Genomic DNA, 15194 nt, shown 5'->3' with positions numbered 1-15194 from the left:
TACGAAAATTGATTATTAAAGATATATATCCAGCAAAAGCTCAATTTAAAGTCGGAGAAAAAATAAGTATAAATGTAGAACTAGAAGGGAAATTTGAATCAGAAATACTTAAATGCAAAGTATATAGACTCCATGAAGAAGTTCGTATTTTAGAGATATCTTTGTCTAGTAAGCAAGAGAATGTTACATTTGAATTTGATGTAGATAATCAAGAAAAATTAATTTCTGGATATGGGGTTGAGGTTGAGCTTTATCATGAAGGTCAAGTGCTACAGAAATTGAGCACAGCCTTTGATATTCTGCCTTCTTGGAAGTATGCTCCTAGATATGGATTTTTAGCTGATTTTTCTAAAACAGATTTAGATGATAAAGAAGATTTGAAGGAAATGAACAAATTTCATTTAAATATAGTTCAATATTATGATTGGATGTATAGGCATCATGATTTAATACCTAAATCAGATATATTCATAGATCCTTTGCAAAGGGAACTAAGCTTATCTACAGTGAAAGATAAGATTGATTTGTCACATAAATATGGTATGGAGGCAATAGCTTATGGTGCAGTTTATGCCTCTGCACCAGAGTATTACAAAAAGAATAAGGATTTAGGTATTTACAAGAACAATGGAGATATATATGGTTTTGGAGATTTTCTTTATATGATGGATATATCTAGAGAAAATAAGTGGCATGACCATATAATTAATGAATTTCATAAGGTAATAAAGCTTGGATTTGATGGAATTCATATGGATCAATATGGTTTTCCAAAGGAAGCTATAAGCAGTGCCAATGGGAAAAGAGCAGTAAGAAATTTAAGAGAAGATTTCCCTAATCTTATCAACGATACTAGAAATTATATAGAGGAAAGTGGGGAAAAGGTAAGCCTAATCTTTAATGCAGTAAATAACTGGCCAGTAGAAACTGTAGCAAAATCAGAGGAAGATGCAGTGTATATAGAAGTATGGCCACCAAATGACACTTATCAAGATTTATATAATCTTATTACAAATGCTAAAAAATATGCTCCTGAGAAGCAAGTTATCTTGGCTGCTTATATGAAGCCATTTTTAGAGGAATTAAATATTCCTGTAGAGCAAGCCGAAAATGCAACCTTGTTAACAATGGCTACGATTTTTGCCAGTGGAGGTTTCCATTTACTTTTAGGTGAAAATAGAGGAATACTTGATGATCCTTATTATCCTAAATATAGAACTATAGAGAATGAGGAATTTAACAAAAAACTTAGAAATTACTATGATTTTATGGTCAAATATGAAGAACTTCTCTTTGACTTTGACCTGATAGATACAAGTATGATAAATACTGGAGGAATAAATACAGAATATGTAGTTAGAGGAGTGCAAGCTTCTCCAAAGGCAGAGGCAGATAAGGTTTGGTCATTAATAAAGGAAAAGGCACAGTTTAAAGTTATTAACTTAGTAAACTTTAAAGAAATTCAAGATATGAATTGGAATGAGCCTAAGGTAAAACTTCCTTCAAAGGTGGAAAACATAGAAATGTCAGTACTTACTTGTAATGATGTGAAGGGGATATACCTAGCTTCTCCAGATTTTGAAGATGGAAAGGCTGTAAGATTGAATTTCAATTATGCTGAAGGTGATCAAGGAAATGAGATAAGATTTGTAGTGCCTAAGCTTGAAATATGGGATTTAATTTATATAGTGTATTAGTATTAATGTTCAGTTAAATAGAAGATGTTTTATAACCCAAAGTCCCCATTAAGGGGATTTTTTTATTCTTTAGGATATTATAATAAAATCAAATTTGTGGATACCATATAAAAGAGGTTATCTGATTAGGTTGTGTATGGATAGTGAATTGTATATATGAAAATAAAATAATTACAGCAATGCTTTGAGTTCCTCAAGACCATCCTTTATTTCTGCCCTTGAGAAGTTACATTTACTTAGCTTTTCATCACTGTACTCATTAATCTGCCTATAAAAATCAAGAGCTATTTCATAAACCTTCTTTGAATGTCTATCATGCATAGAATCAAATATAAGATCTTCTGCTTCATTAATTTTGCCTTCATATAAGAATTTCTTTACCATCATTTCTAAAAGATCATCTGCTGAAAGTTTTACATCGTGATTCTCATCTTCTATCTTACTTGTGACAGCATTCTTTCCAGCAACAAATCCAACTATCATATTTCCGATAGATTCACAAAGTCTTTTTATATAATCTTGTTCAAACATAATGTTCCCCCCAACAATAACTATACTAAATCAAAGTAGTACATGTGTTTTTAATTGTTTTACAGCATTTTATTAAGTTTCTGTATTCATTCTTTCTAAATGTACTGCAAATTTCATTCTGTGATTTATATTATAAGCGTATCATAGTTCTAATAATTTTTATAGTTAAAAATGGATTATAGTCCACTTTTTACATTAGGTGTGTAAGATTTTATTATTATAGACAGTAAAAATACAAGGATGTATTGTCTAAACACTGAAATATTTAAGTAATATTAAATTTAAATCTAAATTATTGTAACCTTTTGGTATATACTAAAAAGTTTTACTTACATAGATAAATTTTTTTGTGTTAAAATATAAGAGTAATATTAATAGGAAGTATATATAATTTATAAATTAAAAATGTTTACTATAGTTAGTGTGAATTATTACTAAAATATTATATTATATTTAAACAAGTATAGAGGAGGTCGATGAAATGTTTAATATTGGAGATTTAGTTTTTTACTCTAGAGAAGGTATTTGTCGTGTAGATGATGTATGTGAAAAAAATATTACAGGTGTGAAAAAAATATATTATGTATTGCATCCCATGGAAGAGTGTAAATTAAAAATAAGCATACCTGTAGACAATGAAAAAGTACTAATGTTACAAATTTTAAATAGGCAGGAAGCAGAAGAAATTTTAGAATCGTTTAAAACTTATGGTATAGGATGGATAGAAGAAAATAAAGAACGGAGTCAAGTATATTCAGAGATAGTTAAAAAGGGAAATCGTAAAGAAATTTCTATGATAGTCAATACTATGATGAGAGAAAAGAGTATGGTAGAGCTTAATGGAGGAAAATTATACGAAAAGGATAAGAAATTTTTAGATACAATACAAAGTATGCTTTTTAGAGAATTAGCATTGGTATTAGAAAGGACTTTTGAAACAATAAATGAAGTAGTTCTTAAATATATTAGAGAGAGTCAACAAATAAATTTGGACGTGAGAATATTATAAAAAGTATGAAGAACATATAAAAAAGGACTAGAAGCCACACATGAAGCAAGAAAGTAGGTAAAATAGGGAAGAAATTTTTTTGGGAATATTAGTTTTGTAAAATTGAATTTTTATAAATTTTATATTGAAAAATTTAATATAGCTATTGAGGTGAATGTTGCAAAAAGATATGCACCTATAACAGAGACAGCAGATGGGTTTTGTGCAATGTAAGCGTAGATAGATACCATATTAGTGGTAGACATCTATGCTTAGTTTGTGTAAAACCAATCTATCTACTGTCTCCTTTTTTGTGCTTTTTGGAACACATTATAAATAAGTTTTATTCAAATATATCCTTTAAGCTAATCTTTAAATCAGCGAATACTGTGCTTACATATTCTCTCCTTCCATTATATCAAAATAAGCAAGGCATTATAAGCTATATGCAATGTTATTAAGAAGTATTTATTTAGAACCTAAATGTACGACTTATTTATCTTGACCTCCAGAACAATGTGAATTAAAATCTAATTGGGTACAATAATGGTTTATAATGTATAATAAATAAAAAATTAGTGGCTAATTTAAGAAGGTTTGGAGGGGCTACATGGGATATAAAATAATAAGCGGTAGATACGAAACAGGGACACTATCACAACAAATGGGATATAATCAGTTATTTGGAGAAGAGAGAATACAAGAGAAATTTGATTTGTACTTTCACTGGTTTAATATTGTCCATGAGATAGGACACATTATTCTAGATATTCAAAAAATTGATATGAATAAGGTTGATGAAGAGTTATTTGTAAATAGTTTTGCTGTTTCTTATTGGCGAAGTGTAGATACTTGCAACAATTTAACAAAAGTAAAGTGTATGATTGAGGATATACTTAAATGTATGCCAAACCTGATTCCACAGGAGATAACTTTTAAGGAATTTTTTAAGAGTATTTGGGGAACTGAGCAGATGAATTCTGTTATGATGTATGGCTATTTCCAAATGTCATGTGTTTCAGAAGCTTTCAAATCCAATAAATCACTATCTGATTTATTATTAGAAGCTGGATACGAAAATATTGATGAATCTGCATTTAAACCATATAACGAAGAAGTTAATTCAAAAAATGCTAATAAAGTATTAAGTCAATGTATAAACAATTTAAATGATGTAGGGGTAAAAATTAATGATGTTAGTATTGAGTTGGTAGATAACCCTGAGATACAGTGCTGCAAGCCTGTATGATTAAAATGTAGGATACACTCTTGTGAAATTATTAATTAAAAAATAGGATGGAGACACACATTTTGAACGCAGAAAATAAAAAAATAAAAGTACTAAAGCGTAAAAGAAATCTTTGTATACTATTGATACTTATCGCGGCTACTGTAGGTATTACCTTTATAGCCACTTCGAATAAAGATGAAATAGACAATACAGCTTATACAATGAATTTAGGATCTAATATACATATCCAAAGTAAAATGAGTATAAAAATAGAGCCTAAAGCAGAGGTTAAAAAAGAAAATAAAATAGAGCCTAAAGTAGAGGCTAAAAAAGAAGATAAAAAAGAAGTTAAAGATATAGTTAAGAGCAATTTTGTGATAAATAATACTGGAGGAGTACCAGTAATTTGTTATCATTCTGTAGTTAGTGATTCTTCAAAAAGAGGACCTATTGCTATTCCAAAAGAGAGGTTTAGGCAACAACTTAAAACTATCAAGGATGCTGGTTTTATAACATTAACAATGTCGCAATTAAATGATTATCTATTTAAAGGTAAGTCCATTCCACCCAAAAGTATAGTAATAACATTTGATGATGGTTATATAGATAATTATACTAATGTGTTTCCAATATTAAAGGAATTACATATGAATGCAACAATTTTTGTTGTATCTAGTAGTTTGGATGGTGCTCGGTTTATGACTCCTAATGAAGTGAAAGAAATGAGTGATTACGGAATTGACATAGAATCACATACAGTTTCTCATAATAGACTATCAGGTTTATCGTATGAACAACAATTTAAAGAGCTCAAAAATTCTAAGGAAGCTATAGAAAAAATTACTGGAAAACCTGTTATTTCAATTGCTTATCCAGAGGGTAAATATAATAAAGATACTAAAAAAGCTTTTTTAGCATCTGGATATAGTATGGGATTTACTACAGCAAGAGGTTATGCAGAGAGAAGAGATAGTTCTACAGAGTTGAATAGAATATGCGTAGATTATACCTATGGAAGTAGAGATATAGAAAATATATTGAATTACGTAATTAGATAACAAAGTATTAATAAGTTAATATTGTGATTGATGCTAGCAGCACTAATTTGAATAGTGCTGCTTTTTTTATATTTTTGTTATGATTTAATTTGAGCTATATCTGAGCGTGAATGCCTAATAGATTAGATTGATTTATAAAAAGAGCCTATTATTTAAGTTAAGCAAGAATAGATGAAGTTTGCGATGAAAAGGGCAATATTAAAAGACAAACATGGTAGAGTAAAGGTATATTCTACAGCATAAATATTTTTTATGGAGTGGTAACTAAGGATATAACCATATTTATGCATATGTATTTTAATATTAATAAAAGGGAGGATTTATCATGGGAAGGAAAAAAAGAATAACATCAATATTAACTTTTTTAGTAATGATATTTACTTGCACTTTTAGCAATGCTTCTTTAAAAGCTTTTGCTACAGAAACAAAAGGAAAAGCAACAAAGATTTCTATCAGTGCCTTTGCACAAAATACTACTGATGATTGGACTTGGATGAGTATGGGAGATGCGGCTTATTTATTATATCAGGATTCAATCAATTTGAATGCTGTAAATACTTCTAATGCTTTTGCAAAAGCAAATAGTAGTGCAAATTTTGGAATTAATATTGTTGATGAAAACCTCGCAGATGGTGACTCCAATATATTGAATTTTCATATAGGAACTATCACAATTAAAGCTACTGGCTACGATGATATTATAGTTAATTTAAATAAAGACTATTCAGAACACAATGTAGCATCAAAAGTTTCTTGGGGGCTTACAGGAAATAATACACAAGTTTTATTAAATGATTATTTACCAAAGGATGGAACAGCAAAAGTAAATTATCTACAAAAGATCACAAGTGTCACAGCTGATAGTACACTAACAGAATATCAGTATATAAAGGCAACCCCACAAGAACCAGAATTTCCTGCTGACTATAAGCACCCAACAATTATGAGAGGTCTTTCTGCTATGGATTTAGTAAAAGATATGAAGGTTGGTTGGAACTTGGGAAACACTTTGGAAGCTGCTGGTGGAGAAACTGGATGGGGAAATCCTGTTACAACTAGAAAAATGATAGATACCTTAAAAAATGCTGGTTTTAATACAATTCGTATTCCAGTAAGATGGGACGAGCATTATACTGATAATAACTATACCATTGATTCTGCATATATGGCACGTGTTGAAACAGTTGTAAACTATGCACTTATTAATAATATGTATGCAATTATTAATATTCATCACAACAAGATACAAGGAGAAATGAATGAAGCAAATAAGGACAGCGTTATAAAAGAAGGAAGTGCTGTATGGAATCAGATTGCAAATCATTTCAAAGATTATGGGGATAAATTAATATTTGAAACAATAAATGAACCAAGAAACGCTGATGATTGGACAGGTAATTTATCATACTATAATGTTGTAAATGAATATAATGCAAAAACACTTTCTGTAATACGTGCAACTGGTGGAAACAATGAAAAGAGACTTGTAATGATACCTACTTATTGTGCTGCATCAGACTATGACAAAGTTTCTGCAATGGTAGTGCCAAAGGATGATAATGTAGCTGTATCTATTCATGCATATATACCATATAATTTTGCTATGAATACAACTTCTGGTGCTACAACTACTTTTGGAGATACTGATAAATCATATATATACAAAATTTTTAGATTATTAGACAAATCATTTAAGCAAAAAGGAATTCCTGTTGTTTTGGGAGAGTTTGCTGCTACAGACAAAAATAATTTACAAGATAGGGTTAACTTTGCAAAATATTATCTACAGGTAGCAAGTAGTTATGGTATACCTTGCTTATGGTGGGATAATAATGCATATAATCCCAATAAAACTGATTCAATGGGGCTTCTAAATAGAAAAACTCTTAAATTTGTTTATCCAGAAATAGTACAGGCATTGTTGGATGGCTGGAGTAATCCAATAGACAATTCTAATTGTGATGCAAATGTAATGTTTAGTGGCACAGCAACTTCTTCAAATTGGGGACAGGCACTTTCATTTTATAGTGGTTTAGATTTTGTTGATACTGATTTTTCAAACAAATTAACTATAGCTGTAGAGTATGCAAGCAACAAAGCTCCTCAATTAATTTTATCAGGTAATTTAGCAGGTACAAATTGGGTTCAGGTGAATCCATCAACAACTAAATCAAATGGAACTAATAATATAGCGTATTTTACACTTGAAGATATGGTGAATGCATATAGAAAAGCTCTTTCAAACTATGATAGTTATGGAAAGACATTACCAGGACTTCAGACTATTTATGTTGGAGATCAAGGTGAAAATCTTACTGTAACAAAAGTTTACAAAATGCCATTAGCCATATTAGGAGATTTAGATAGTAATGGAGTAGTTAATGCTGTTGACGAGCAATTAATGAAAGAATATCTTTTACATTCAAATGTAAATATAAACAAAGCTAATGCTGATATGAACGGTGATGGGGTAATTAATATTATTGATTTTATAGCATTAAACAAGCTATTGCATAGTTCAAAGGCAGCATAAATATAATTTGAGTTTTGCAGATTGATTTTCCTGAAAAGGTATAGAAAATAAATATATAGAAATAATAATTGTAGTAAAAATTACTATATTTATTTAGTTTGACTCCACCCTTTGGGTGGAGTTTATAATGTAATAAAGGAGGCAGGAAGTGGATAATCAGATTAAAATAAATGATTTTGTTAAGCTGACTAGAAGTACATTAAAAACTGTTTTGTATTATCATAAAATAGGCCTATTGCAAGAACCCAAACGATCTTCAAGTGGTTATCGTTTGTATGGAGCAGAAGAACTTGCTCAAATGAGAATGATCCAACATTTCAAAAAATTAGGTCTAAATTTAAAGCAAATAAAAGAAATATTAGGAGATACAAAAAGCAAAAGTAATTTAACAGAAGTATTGAAGTCATTGCAGCATGAGCTTTTAGAAGAAAAAAAGAACATCGAAATTCAATTATCCAAGATAGACGTATTATTAAATCAAGAAACAGTCCTTCTTGAAAAAGCTTCCTTTGAACCAGAAGCATTTCAAACTATTACAGAAATATTAGGCTCAGCTCAAGATAAAAATCATGTCCAAGCATCTTCTGAATTACTTGAACAACGGCGCAATGTTTTTGGTATCTTAGAAGATTTTCAGTGGGGAGAAGATTACAAAGAAAATTTTATAGCAATAGCTGAATATTTTAAATTGCATCCTGAACAATATAAAGTAGCTTTAGAGTTTGGCAAACGTCTCACTAAGTTAAAAGAAATGTCTGAAGAAGATCCGGAAATTGAAATTTTGGCTAGGGAAGGTGCAGAATTTATAAAGAGTATACCTTTTCTCAAGGAAATGTTATGTGATAAGTCTGGGTTTGGAATAAGTTATGAGAATTTATTTAATGAGATGGCAAAGGAAGTTCTCTCACCAGCACAAATGAAGCATAAGTATCTTATACAAAAATATCTTAATTATCAGCCATCAAGTGAAACTTGATTCAGGTGGGGTGTATCCCAATCTGAATCTTAGTTGAACTTATCCAGGAGCGTGCAGCCGTTATCTCCAACTTAAAGAAGTTGGAGTGTTACGGATGCTAGCTATCGGATAAACATACAACAGATAAGAGGAGGAAATCTCTATGGAGAATAATATTGATAAATCAAAGTTCAAAATATATTTAGTTCCAATAGTTCTAATGATAATCATGTGGTTCATCTTGTTCATTCCAGCAGGAACAATAAAGTTTTGGCAAGCATGGATTTTATGGGGAGAATTTTCTTTGATGACTTTTTTTATAGCAGTGTATTTTTCAAAAAAGAATCCTGAATTTTTAGAAAGAAGAGCAAAAGTTCAAGAAAAAGAAACTTCTATAAAAGCACCTGCAGTTTTTAAAATATTTTATTTAGGCTTTATTTTGCCTGGTATTGATTTTCGTTTTAATTGGTCTAATGAGCCATTATGGCTAGTAATTGCATCAAATATAATTGTATTTGGAGCATATATTTTTATATTTTTTGTTTTCAAACAAAATGCTTATGCTTCAACAGTTATTCAAGTAGAGAATAAGCAACAGGTTATTACAAAAGGTTTTTACGCAATAATTCGTCACCCAATGTATTTAGGAATGTTAATAATGTCACTGTTTATGCCATTGGCCCTTGGGTCTTATTTTTCATTGATACCTATGCTTTTTATAATACCTATAATTTCATTTAGAATAAAAAGTGAAGAAGAACTTCTTTTAAGAAACCTTAATGGATATAAAGATTATTGTTTAAAAACACCTTATCGAGTTATTCCGTTAATTTGGTAGTAAATTGATGGAGCATGTATAATCCTATCATGAAATCACGACATTTATGTCGTGATTTTTTATTCTTTAGGATATGATAATAAAATCAAATTTGAGGATAACTTATAAAAAAGGTTATTTGATTAAGTTGCGTATGGAAAAAGAATAAAAAAGAAACCTTTAAGGTAGGTGCAAAAAAATGTCCAATCCACTGTTTATAATGAATACATAATCAATAAATTGAAATAAGGGGAGAACAAAAAATGAAAAGAAAAATAATATCATTATCAGTTATTGCAATATTAATATTAAGTCTTATAGGATGTGGACAAGATAAAAAAGTCGCTACACAGCAGTTAGATACAAACAAAGTAGAGACTACTAAAGATAAAGATTCTGAGCAGACAAAAGGTAAAGCTGAAAATGAACCATCAAAAACGACTCAAGCAGAAGCTAATAAGAATGAAAATCTTGATTCAGAAAAAGATAATGGTAAAAATGCAATACCAAAAACAAATAATAAAACTAGCGATGTAAATGTACAAAAACAAGCTAAGGCAAATATTTTCACTAATGAACAACCAATTTTTAATGAGGGATGTGTAAATATAAATCCAAGCAAAGTATATTATGATGGTAATTCATTGGTGGTAGAGGCTTACGTTACAAATGCGTTGGATAGTACTATCTTCAATATACAAGTAGATAATTTTATTTTAGCTAATAAATCAGGGGTAATAGCTAGCGATGCCTTTGGAGCTATGAAAGGTGCTTCAATAGGACCACATCAATTTATTAAATGGACTTTTAAATTTGCTGCTGATAGCATAAAGAAACAAAATGCTGATTTAAGTTATTTGGAATATAGAAGTAATACAAGATATAACTTTCAATAATAAATGAATGATTAAAGGAGAGTAGGAGCATGTTAATTGTATTTGTAATTATGATACTTGTAGGAATAAGTTTAGTTGTAAGTGGACTCGAGGCAGTTTCAGTGAAATCACAGTCATATAACCAATGTGACTATGAAAGTTATACTAATCAAAATGAAGAGCAATTTAGATTATTTAATGAAGAAGTACAAAGACAGCAATCTCAACAGTTTGTAGAAGAAATGCAAAGACAGCAAGATCATCAGTTTATTGAAGAATCATTGAAAAGCGTAACACCATTTGAATTGGGTGGACATGATATGATGCAGGGAAATTCATTCAATAATGGGATGTTTTAAGATACTCGGAAGAGTATCTTTTTATTTTTATATAGAAACTGTCTATTAAGACAAAGTTTTCACAAAGTATACTAATAAGTGTTTTTTAAGCTCGAAATTTGATATAATTTAAAGAAGAAATATGAAAAATTGAGGTGTATATGAGTTTAAAAGAAAGAAATATAAACAAAATTTTAGAACAATTTAAAAAGAATTCAAAACTAACTTTAAACGATATACAAATTTTATTGGATGTTAAGGAAAGAAACGCTAAAAATTATATTAGATATTTGAAAGAGTACGGTTTTAACATTAATTGTGAAAAAGGAATATATTCATTAGGAAGTATAGATGAATCACAAGCCAAAGTTATAGATAAAGATGTTATTAGAGAGATAGAAATACTGACTATAGTTGGTATTAATGATGGGATTTTTAATAGAAAGCAGTTGGTTAATGAAATTAGAAACAGCTTTTGTGATGAAGAAGCAGTAAGTGAAAAAACTTTAATAAGAGCTATAAAAAAATGTGAAGATAAAAAAATAATTAAATTAGAAGATGAAAAATACAGATTATTATTAAATATTAGTAATTTGTATAGTATTTCATATGAGGATATTTCTAAATTTGTTGATAAGTGTGAAGCATATAATACATCAACCCCATTTTTTATTCAAACTAAGAAGCTAAAAGAAAAGGTTGCAGTACAGTGTGATTATAAAGGTTGGGAATATTCTGTTTTTAGTTTAGGAAGAGAGTACCAACGTAATAATTTTAAAAATTTTTTCGAAAAAATTAATAAATATGATTATAAACATAAAAAGCTTAAGATTGAATATAAATCCCAAATTGGAAGCTTATGCGCAATTATAGAAGTTTGCACATTCTACTATAGTTGGGATAAAGATAAAATCTATATTATTTGTAAAAATGGCGGTAATACAATTTTAATAAACACTGATACTATAACTGACATTCAAGAAATAGAAGAAAAAAATTATTTTTTTAAAGATAAAGAAGTAGTTGATAAAGTAAAATTAATGTTCCAAGCTTCTTTATCAACTCCATATAAAGTAAAAGTTGAGTTTGATAATGTGTTTAATATTAATGATAAATTACAGAGACTTAGTAAGAGTAGATATAATAGTAAATTAATAGCTTTAGATAATAAATTGATTTATGAAGATGAAATTTGTGGTTTGTATGATTTTGCTAATTATTTAAGAAGATTTGGATATTCATGTAGAGTGATTGAACCTGTAGAGCTAAAGAATATAATGAAAAATACATATGAAAGAATACTTGAAAATTACGGAGTGAATTCAGATGAGTAATAATGAACATAATGATTTATTAAATATTATAGCTATTATTGCTAATAGAAATGAAGATGGATGTACAATTGAGAGTTTGCATGAGATAACAAAATTGCCTAAAGATATCATTAGAAGTAATTTGAATCAAATTTCTAATAACCCAGAAATATATTTTAAGTATCAGCCTTATGAAGAAGATGGTGTATGGAGGATAGATAGTCATCTTGATGAATTTGAGGATGTTTATATTATGTGTTTAGATACATTTGAGAAAAGTATTTTTGATATGATAATTAGTTCATCTAAGAACAATAAGTTAGATGTTATTATTGGTAAACTATATGGTACAAATGAGTATGAAAAAGATATTCCGCTAATAGGGATAGCTATATATGAGAGAAAAATTATTAATGCAAAATATAAAAATAATAAAAATGAAGTTTATGAAATGAAAATTGAGCCATTAGCTTTAGTATATTATGAATTTGAAAATAAGTTTTATTTATTAGGTCAATACAATAATAAGCTTATGACTTATAATTTGGAAAGACTTATAGAAATAAATATTACTAATGAAAAATTTAAGGACAAGCTAAACATTGATTTTGATAAATATTTAGCTAATATATGGGGAATGGAGTCAGGTGATAGAGTAAAGGTTAAGGTGAAATTTTTAAAAGAGGCTAATGTTGAAGAAAAGGTCAAAAGAGATCTACAAAGACGAATATATAAAACCATAGATGATTATGATGATTATTTTATATATTGTGATGAGGTTATAGGAATTAATAGCTTTAAACAGTGGTTAAGAAGCTTTGGAAGTTCAGCTATAGTACTAGAGCCAAAGGAACTAAGGGATGAAATCATTGATGCTGTTAAAAAAGCATTAAGATATTATAAGGATTAGGGGAGAAAATAATGGGCAAAGAATTATATGAAAAAAGTTTAAATAAGTATAGTGATAAAGAAACAGTGTTAAAAAAGTGGATTGAATTAAATAAGAGGCTTAATAAAAATAAGAATTCTACCTATTATAGTAGGACAATATTAGATGCTCAGGGATTAATAGAATATGTAATTGATAATGTACTAAAAGATGAAAATGGAAATATTCCAAGTAGAGATGAAGACGGAAGGTATTATGGAATTATAGACAAGTTAATTATGACAAGAGAACATGGAAAGATAGTACCTGATAATTTAATTAGTAGATTAAAAAGAATTAAGTATTATAGAAATGTAGTTGCACATAGCACTAAAACCATTATTGATGAACTAGTAGATTATAATAAAACAGAAGAGGCTTTAGCTGTATATGGAGAAATATTGAGTTGTTTAGGCTTTTTAGAGAGAGAAGATATAGTAGTAGCAGTGGATAAGCTTAAGTCTGAAGTTGGAGATGTTATTGATGAATCAGTTGCTTTAGATGAGTTTATAGGAGAAGGGGCTTCGGGGAGAGTATTTAAAGCTTACCATAAAAGATTGGGCATAAATGTAGCTATTAAGGAGATTAAGCACAATACGGTTGACTCAGATATTATTGAAAATGAAAAGAAAATTTTAGTTTCCTTGAAGCATAAAGGAATTCCTAATATTTATGATGTTATAGCAGAAAACAGAACACATTATATAGTAATGGAATATGTAGAAGGTACAAATTTAGAAGAATTTATTAATAAAATAGGAGTACCTTCTTTAAAAGTATTAATAGATATAGGTAAGCAATTATGTGATATTATAGAGTATTTGCATGAGAAAAATGTAATTTATAATGATTTAAAACCAAGCAATATATTGCTTGACAATTATAATAAAGTATCATTAATTGATTTTGGAGTATCCTATGATGCTAATAATAGTTTAAAATCAACAAGTGGATATTCAGGTACATACGTTTATTCATCTCCGGAACAATTAAGGGGAGAGATAGATTCAAGTGACAATGACATCTATTCATTAGGAGCCACATTATATTATATTAGCGAAGGTGAGGATCCTATAGTTTCACAGGAGCAAAGATTTAGAAAAAGTACAGATAAAGGAATAATTAATATAATTGAAAAGGCAATGGCTTATAATAAAAGTAACAGATATGCTTCTGTGAAAGATTTGAAAGAAGATTTAATAAGAGTCGAAATTGGCAAGAATCCATTGATAAAGGCAAAAGATATAAGTAAAAATAAAGTGGTGATAATAGCAGCAAGTATAATTATAGGTTTGGTATTAGTTGCAGGCGGAAGTATTGGGATATATAGAACTTTAACTACTGATAAAAATAACTCAAATAATGCAAGTATAGAATTGAATGGTAATAAAAGCGATAAAAACCAAGAAAGTGATAAATCAAATAGTAGTAATAATACAAAAGATACATCTAGCATTCAAAAAAATAGTAATGATAATATTAGTAATAAGGATGAGAATGATAAAAAAGAATCTAACATTCAATCAGTTAATAAATCAGCTAGTACATTTAATGGAAAGTTAGTAGCAAAGTTAAGTAATTATGAGATTGATGGTAAGGATATTACAGTAAATGTAAGTATTACTAGCAACTATAGTAAAGAAATACGTTTCTGGCCAAATGGAATTTATATGATGAATGAAAATGGTAAAAGATTTGCTATAGACACTTATAAGCATTTAGAAAAGGGAGATGGTCAATTTATTTTAGCGCCAGGGGAAAGTAGAGATTTTTCATTTTATTTAACTAACTATAGTGAATCTAATTCTCTTACTTTTAAACTAGATCAAATTTGGTGTATGGGACCTGATAGTATGAAAAACAAGATTGAGATTAAGGCTAAATAGGTGTCAAAAGAAGTTGTAAGATAAAAATATTAATAAAAAGATAA

13 protein-coding genes are annotated in these 15194 nt (G+C 28.8%); 12 read left to right on the top strand and 1 reads right to left on the bottom strand.

What is annotated here, in order from left to right:
• Nucleotides 1-8 precede the first annotated feature (8 nt).
• A complete protein-coding gene (locus OCU47_RS14590) occupies nucleotides 9-1697 on the top strand; it encodes a glycoside hydrolase family 66 protein (RefSeq protein ID WP_261829340.1) in 1689 nt (562 codons plus the stop codon).
• 171 nt (nucleotides 1698-1868) lie between these two features.
• On the opposite strand, the gene OCU47_RS14585 is transcribed toward OCU47_RS14590, so the two are convergent.
• Nucleotides 1869-2228 (bottom strand): DUF6483 family protein, encoded by a 360-nt coding sequence (locus OCU47_RS14585; RefSeq protein ID WP_261829339.1) that lies wholly within the window; start codon nucleotides 2226-2228, stop codon nucleotides 1869-1871.
• 481 nt (nucleotides 2229-2709) lie between these two features.
• Here OCU47_RS14585 and OCU47_RS14580 point away from each other — a divergent pair, with 481 nt between their 5' ends.
• From OCU47_RS14580 to OCU47_RS14530, 11 genes are all read left to right on the top strand, one after another.
• Complete coding sequence (locus tag OCU47_RS14580; protein WP_261829338.1) at nucleotides 2710-3237, top strand: CarD family transcriptional regulator; 528 nt, start codon at nucleotides 2710-2712, stop codon at nucleotides 3235-3237.
• A 589-nt stretch (nucleotides 3238-3826) separates the two neighbouring features.
• The gene (locus OCU47_RS14575; RefSeq protein WP_261829337.1) at nucleotides 3827-4465 is read left to right on the top strand and encodes a hypothetical protein; all 639 of its coding nucleotides are present in this window, start codon (nucleotides 3827-3829) and stop codon (nucleotides 4463-4465) included.
• Nucleotides 4466-4527: 62 nt separating this feature from the next.
• Nucleotides 4528-5505 (top strand): polysaccharide deacetylase family protein, encoded by a 978-nt coding sequence (locus OCU47_RS14570; protein WP_261829336.1) that lies wholly within the window; start codon nucleotides 4528-4530, stop codon nucleotides 5503-5505.
• A gap of 325 nt (nucleotides 5506-5830) precedes the next feature.
• The gene (locus tag OCU47_RS14565) at nucleotides 5831-8038 is read left to right on the top strand and encodes a cellulase family glycosylhydrolase (protein ID WP_261829335.1); all 2208 of its coding nucleotides are present in this window, start codon (nucleotides 5831-5833) and stop codon (nucleotides 8036-8038) included.
• 148 nt (nucleotides 8039-8186) lie between these two features.
• Nucleotides 8187-9014 (top strand): MerR family transcriptional regulator, encoded by an 828-nt coding sequence (locus OCU47_RS14560; protein WP_261829334.1) that lies wholly within the window; start codon nucleotides 8187-8189, stop codon nucleotides 9012-9014.
• Nucleotides 9015-9156: 142 nt separating this feature from the next.
• Nucleotides 9157-9831, top strand: coding sequence for a methyltransferase family protein (locus OCU47_RS14555; protein WP_261829333.1), 675 nt, complete (start codon nucleotides 9157-9159; stop codon nucleotides 9829-9831).
• 242 nt (nucleotides 9832-10073) lie between these two features.
• A complete protein-coding gene (locus OCU47_RS14550) occupies nucleotides 10074-10706 on the top strand; it encodes an SLAP domain-containing protein (protein WP_261829332.1) in 633 nt (210 codons plus the stop codon).
• 29 nt (nucleotides 10707-10735) lie between these two features.
• The gene (locus OCU47_RS14545; RefSeq protein WP_261829331.1) at nucleotides 10736-11044 is read left to right on the top strand and encodes a hypothetical protein; all 309 of its coding nucleotides are present in this window, start codon (nucleotides 10736-10738) and stop codon (nucleotides 11042-11044) included.
• Between the two features lie 140 nt (nucleotides 11045-11184).
• Nucleotides 11185-12357 (top strand): WYL domain-containing protein, encoded by a 1173-nt coding sequence (locus OCU47_RS14540; RefSeq protein WP_261829330.1) that lies wholly within the window; start codon nucleotides 11185-11187, stop codon nucleotides 12355-12357.
• Nucleotides 12350-13246, top strand: coding sequence for a WYL domain-containing protein (locus OCU47_RS14535; RefSeq protein ID WP_261829329.1), 897 nt, complete (start codon nucleotides 12350-12352; stop codon nucleotides 13244-13246). The genes OCU47_RS14540 and OCU47_RS14535 overlap by 8 nt, the downstream gene beginning before the upstream one ends.
• An 11-nt stretch (nucleotides 13247-13257) precedes the next feature.
• Complete coding sequence (locus OCU47_RS14530) at nucleotides 13258-15150, top strand: serine/threonine-protein kinase (RefSeq protein ID WP_261829328.1); 1893 nt, start codon at nucleotides 13258-13260, stop codon at nucleotides 15148-15150.
• The last annotated feature ends 44 nt before the right edge of the window (nucleotides 15151-15194 follow it).

This window comes from Clostridium sp. TW13 (assembly GCF_024345225.1).
GTDB classification, from domain to species: Bacteria; Bacillota; Clostridia; order Clostridiales; family Clostridiaceae; genus Inconstantimicrobium; species Inconstantimicrobium mannanitabidum.
Note: the sequence above shows the minus strand (reverse complement) of the source record. Positions and strands in the feature narration are given on the sequence as shown.

Coding starts and splice junctions, on each gene's coding strand:
- OCU47_RS14585 (WP_261829339.1), bottom strand. CDS start 2,228: ATGTTTGAACAAGATTATATAAAAAGACTTTGTGAATCTATCGGAAAT.
- OCU47_RS14545 (WP_261829331.1), top strand. CDS start 10,736: ATGTTAATTGTATTTGTAATTATGATACTTGTAGGAATAAGTTTAGTT.
- OCU47_RS14540 (WP_261829330.1), top strand. CDS start 11,185: ATGAGTTTAAAAGAAAGAAATATAAACAAAATTTTAGAACAATTTAAA.
- OCU47_RS14535 (WP_261829329.1), top strand. CDS start 12,350: ATGAGTAATAATGAACATAATGATTTATTAAATATTATAGCTATTATT.
- OCU47_RS14550 (WP_261829332.1), top strand. CDS start 10,074: ATGAAAAGAAAAATAATATCATTATCAGTTATTGCAATATTAATATTA.
- OCU47_RS14565 (WP_261829335.1), top strand. CDS start 5,831: ATGGGAAGGAAAAAAAGAATAACATCAATATTAACTTTTTTAGTAATG.
- OCU47_RS14580 (WP_261829338.1), top strand. CDS start 2,710: ATGTTTAATATTGGAGATTTAGTTTTTTACTCTAGAGAAGGTATTTGT.
- OCU47_RS14530 (WP_261829328.1), top strand. CDS start 13,258: ATGGGCAAAGAATTATATGAAAAAAGTTTAAATAAGTATAGTGATAAA.
- OCU47_RS14555 (WP_261829333.1), top strand. CDS start 9,157: ATGGAGAATAATATTGATAAATCAAAGTTCAAAATATATTTAGTTCCA.
- OCU47_RS14575 (WP_261829337.1), top strand. CDS start 3,827: ATGGGATATAAAATAATAAGCGGTAGATACGAAACAGGGACACTATCA.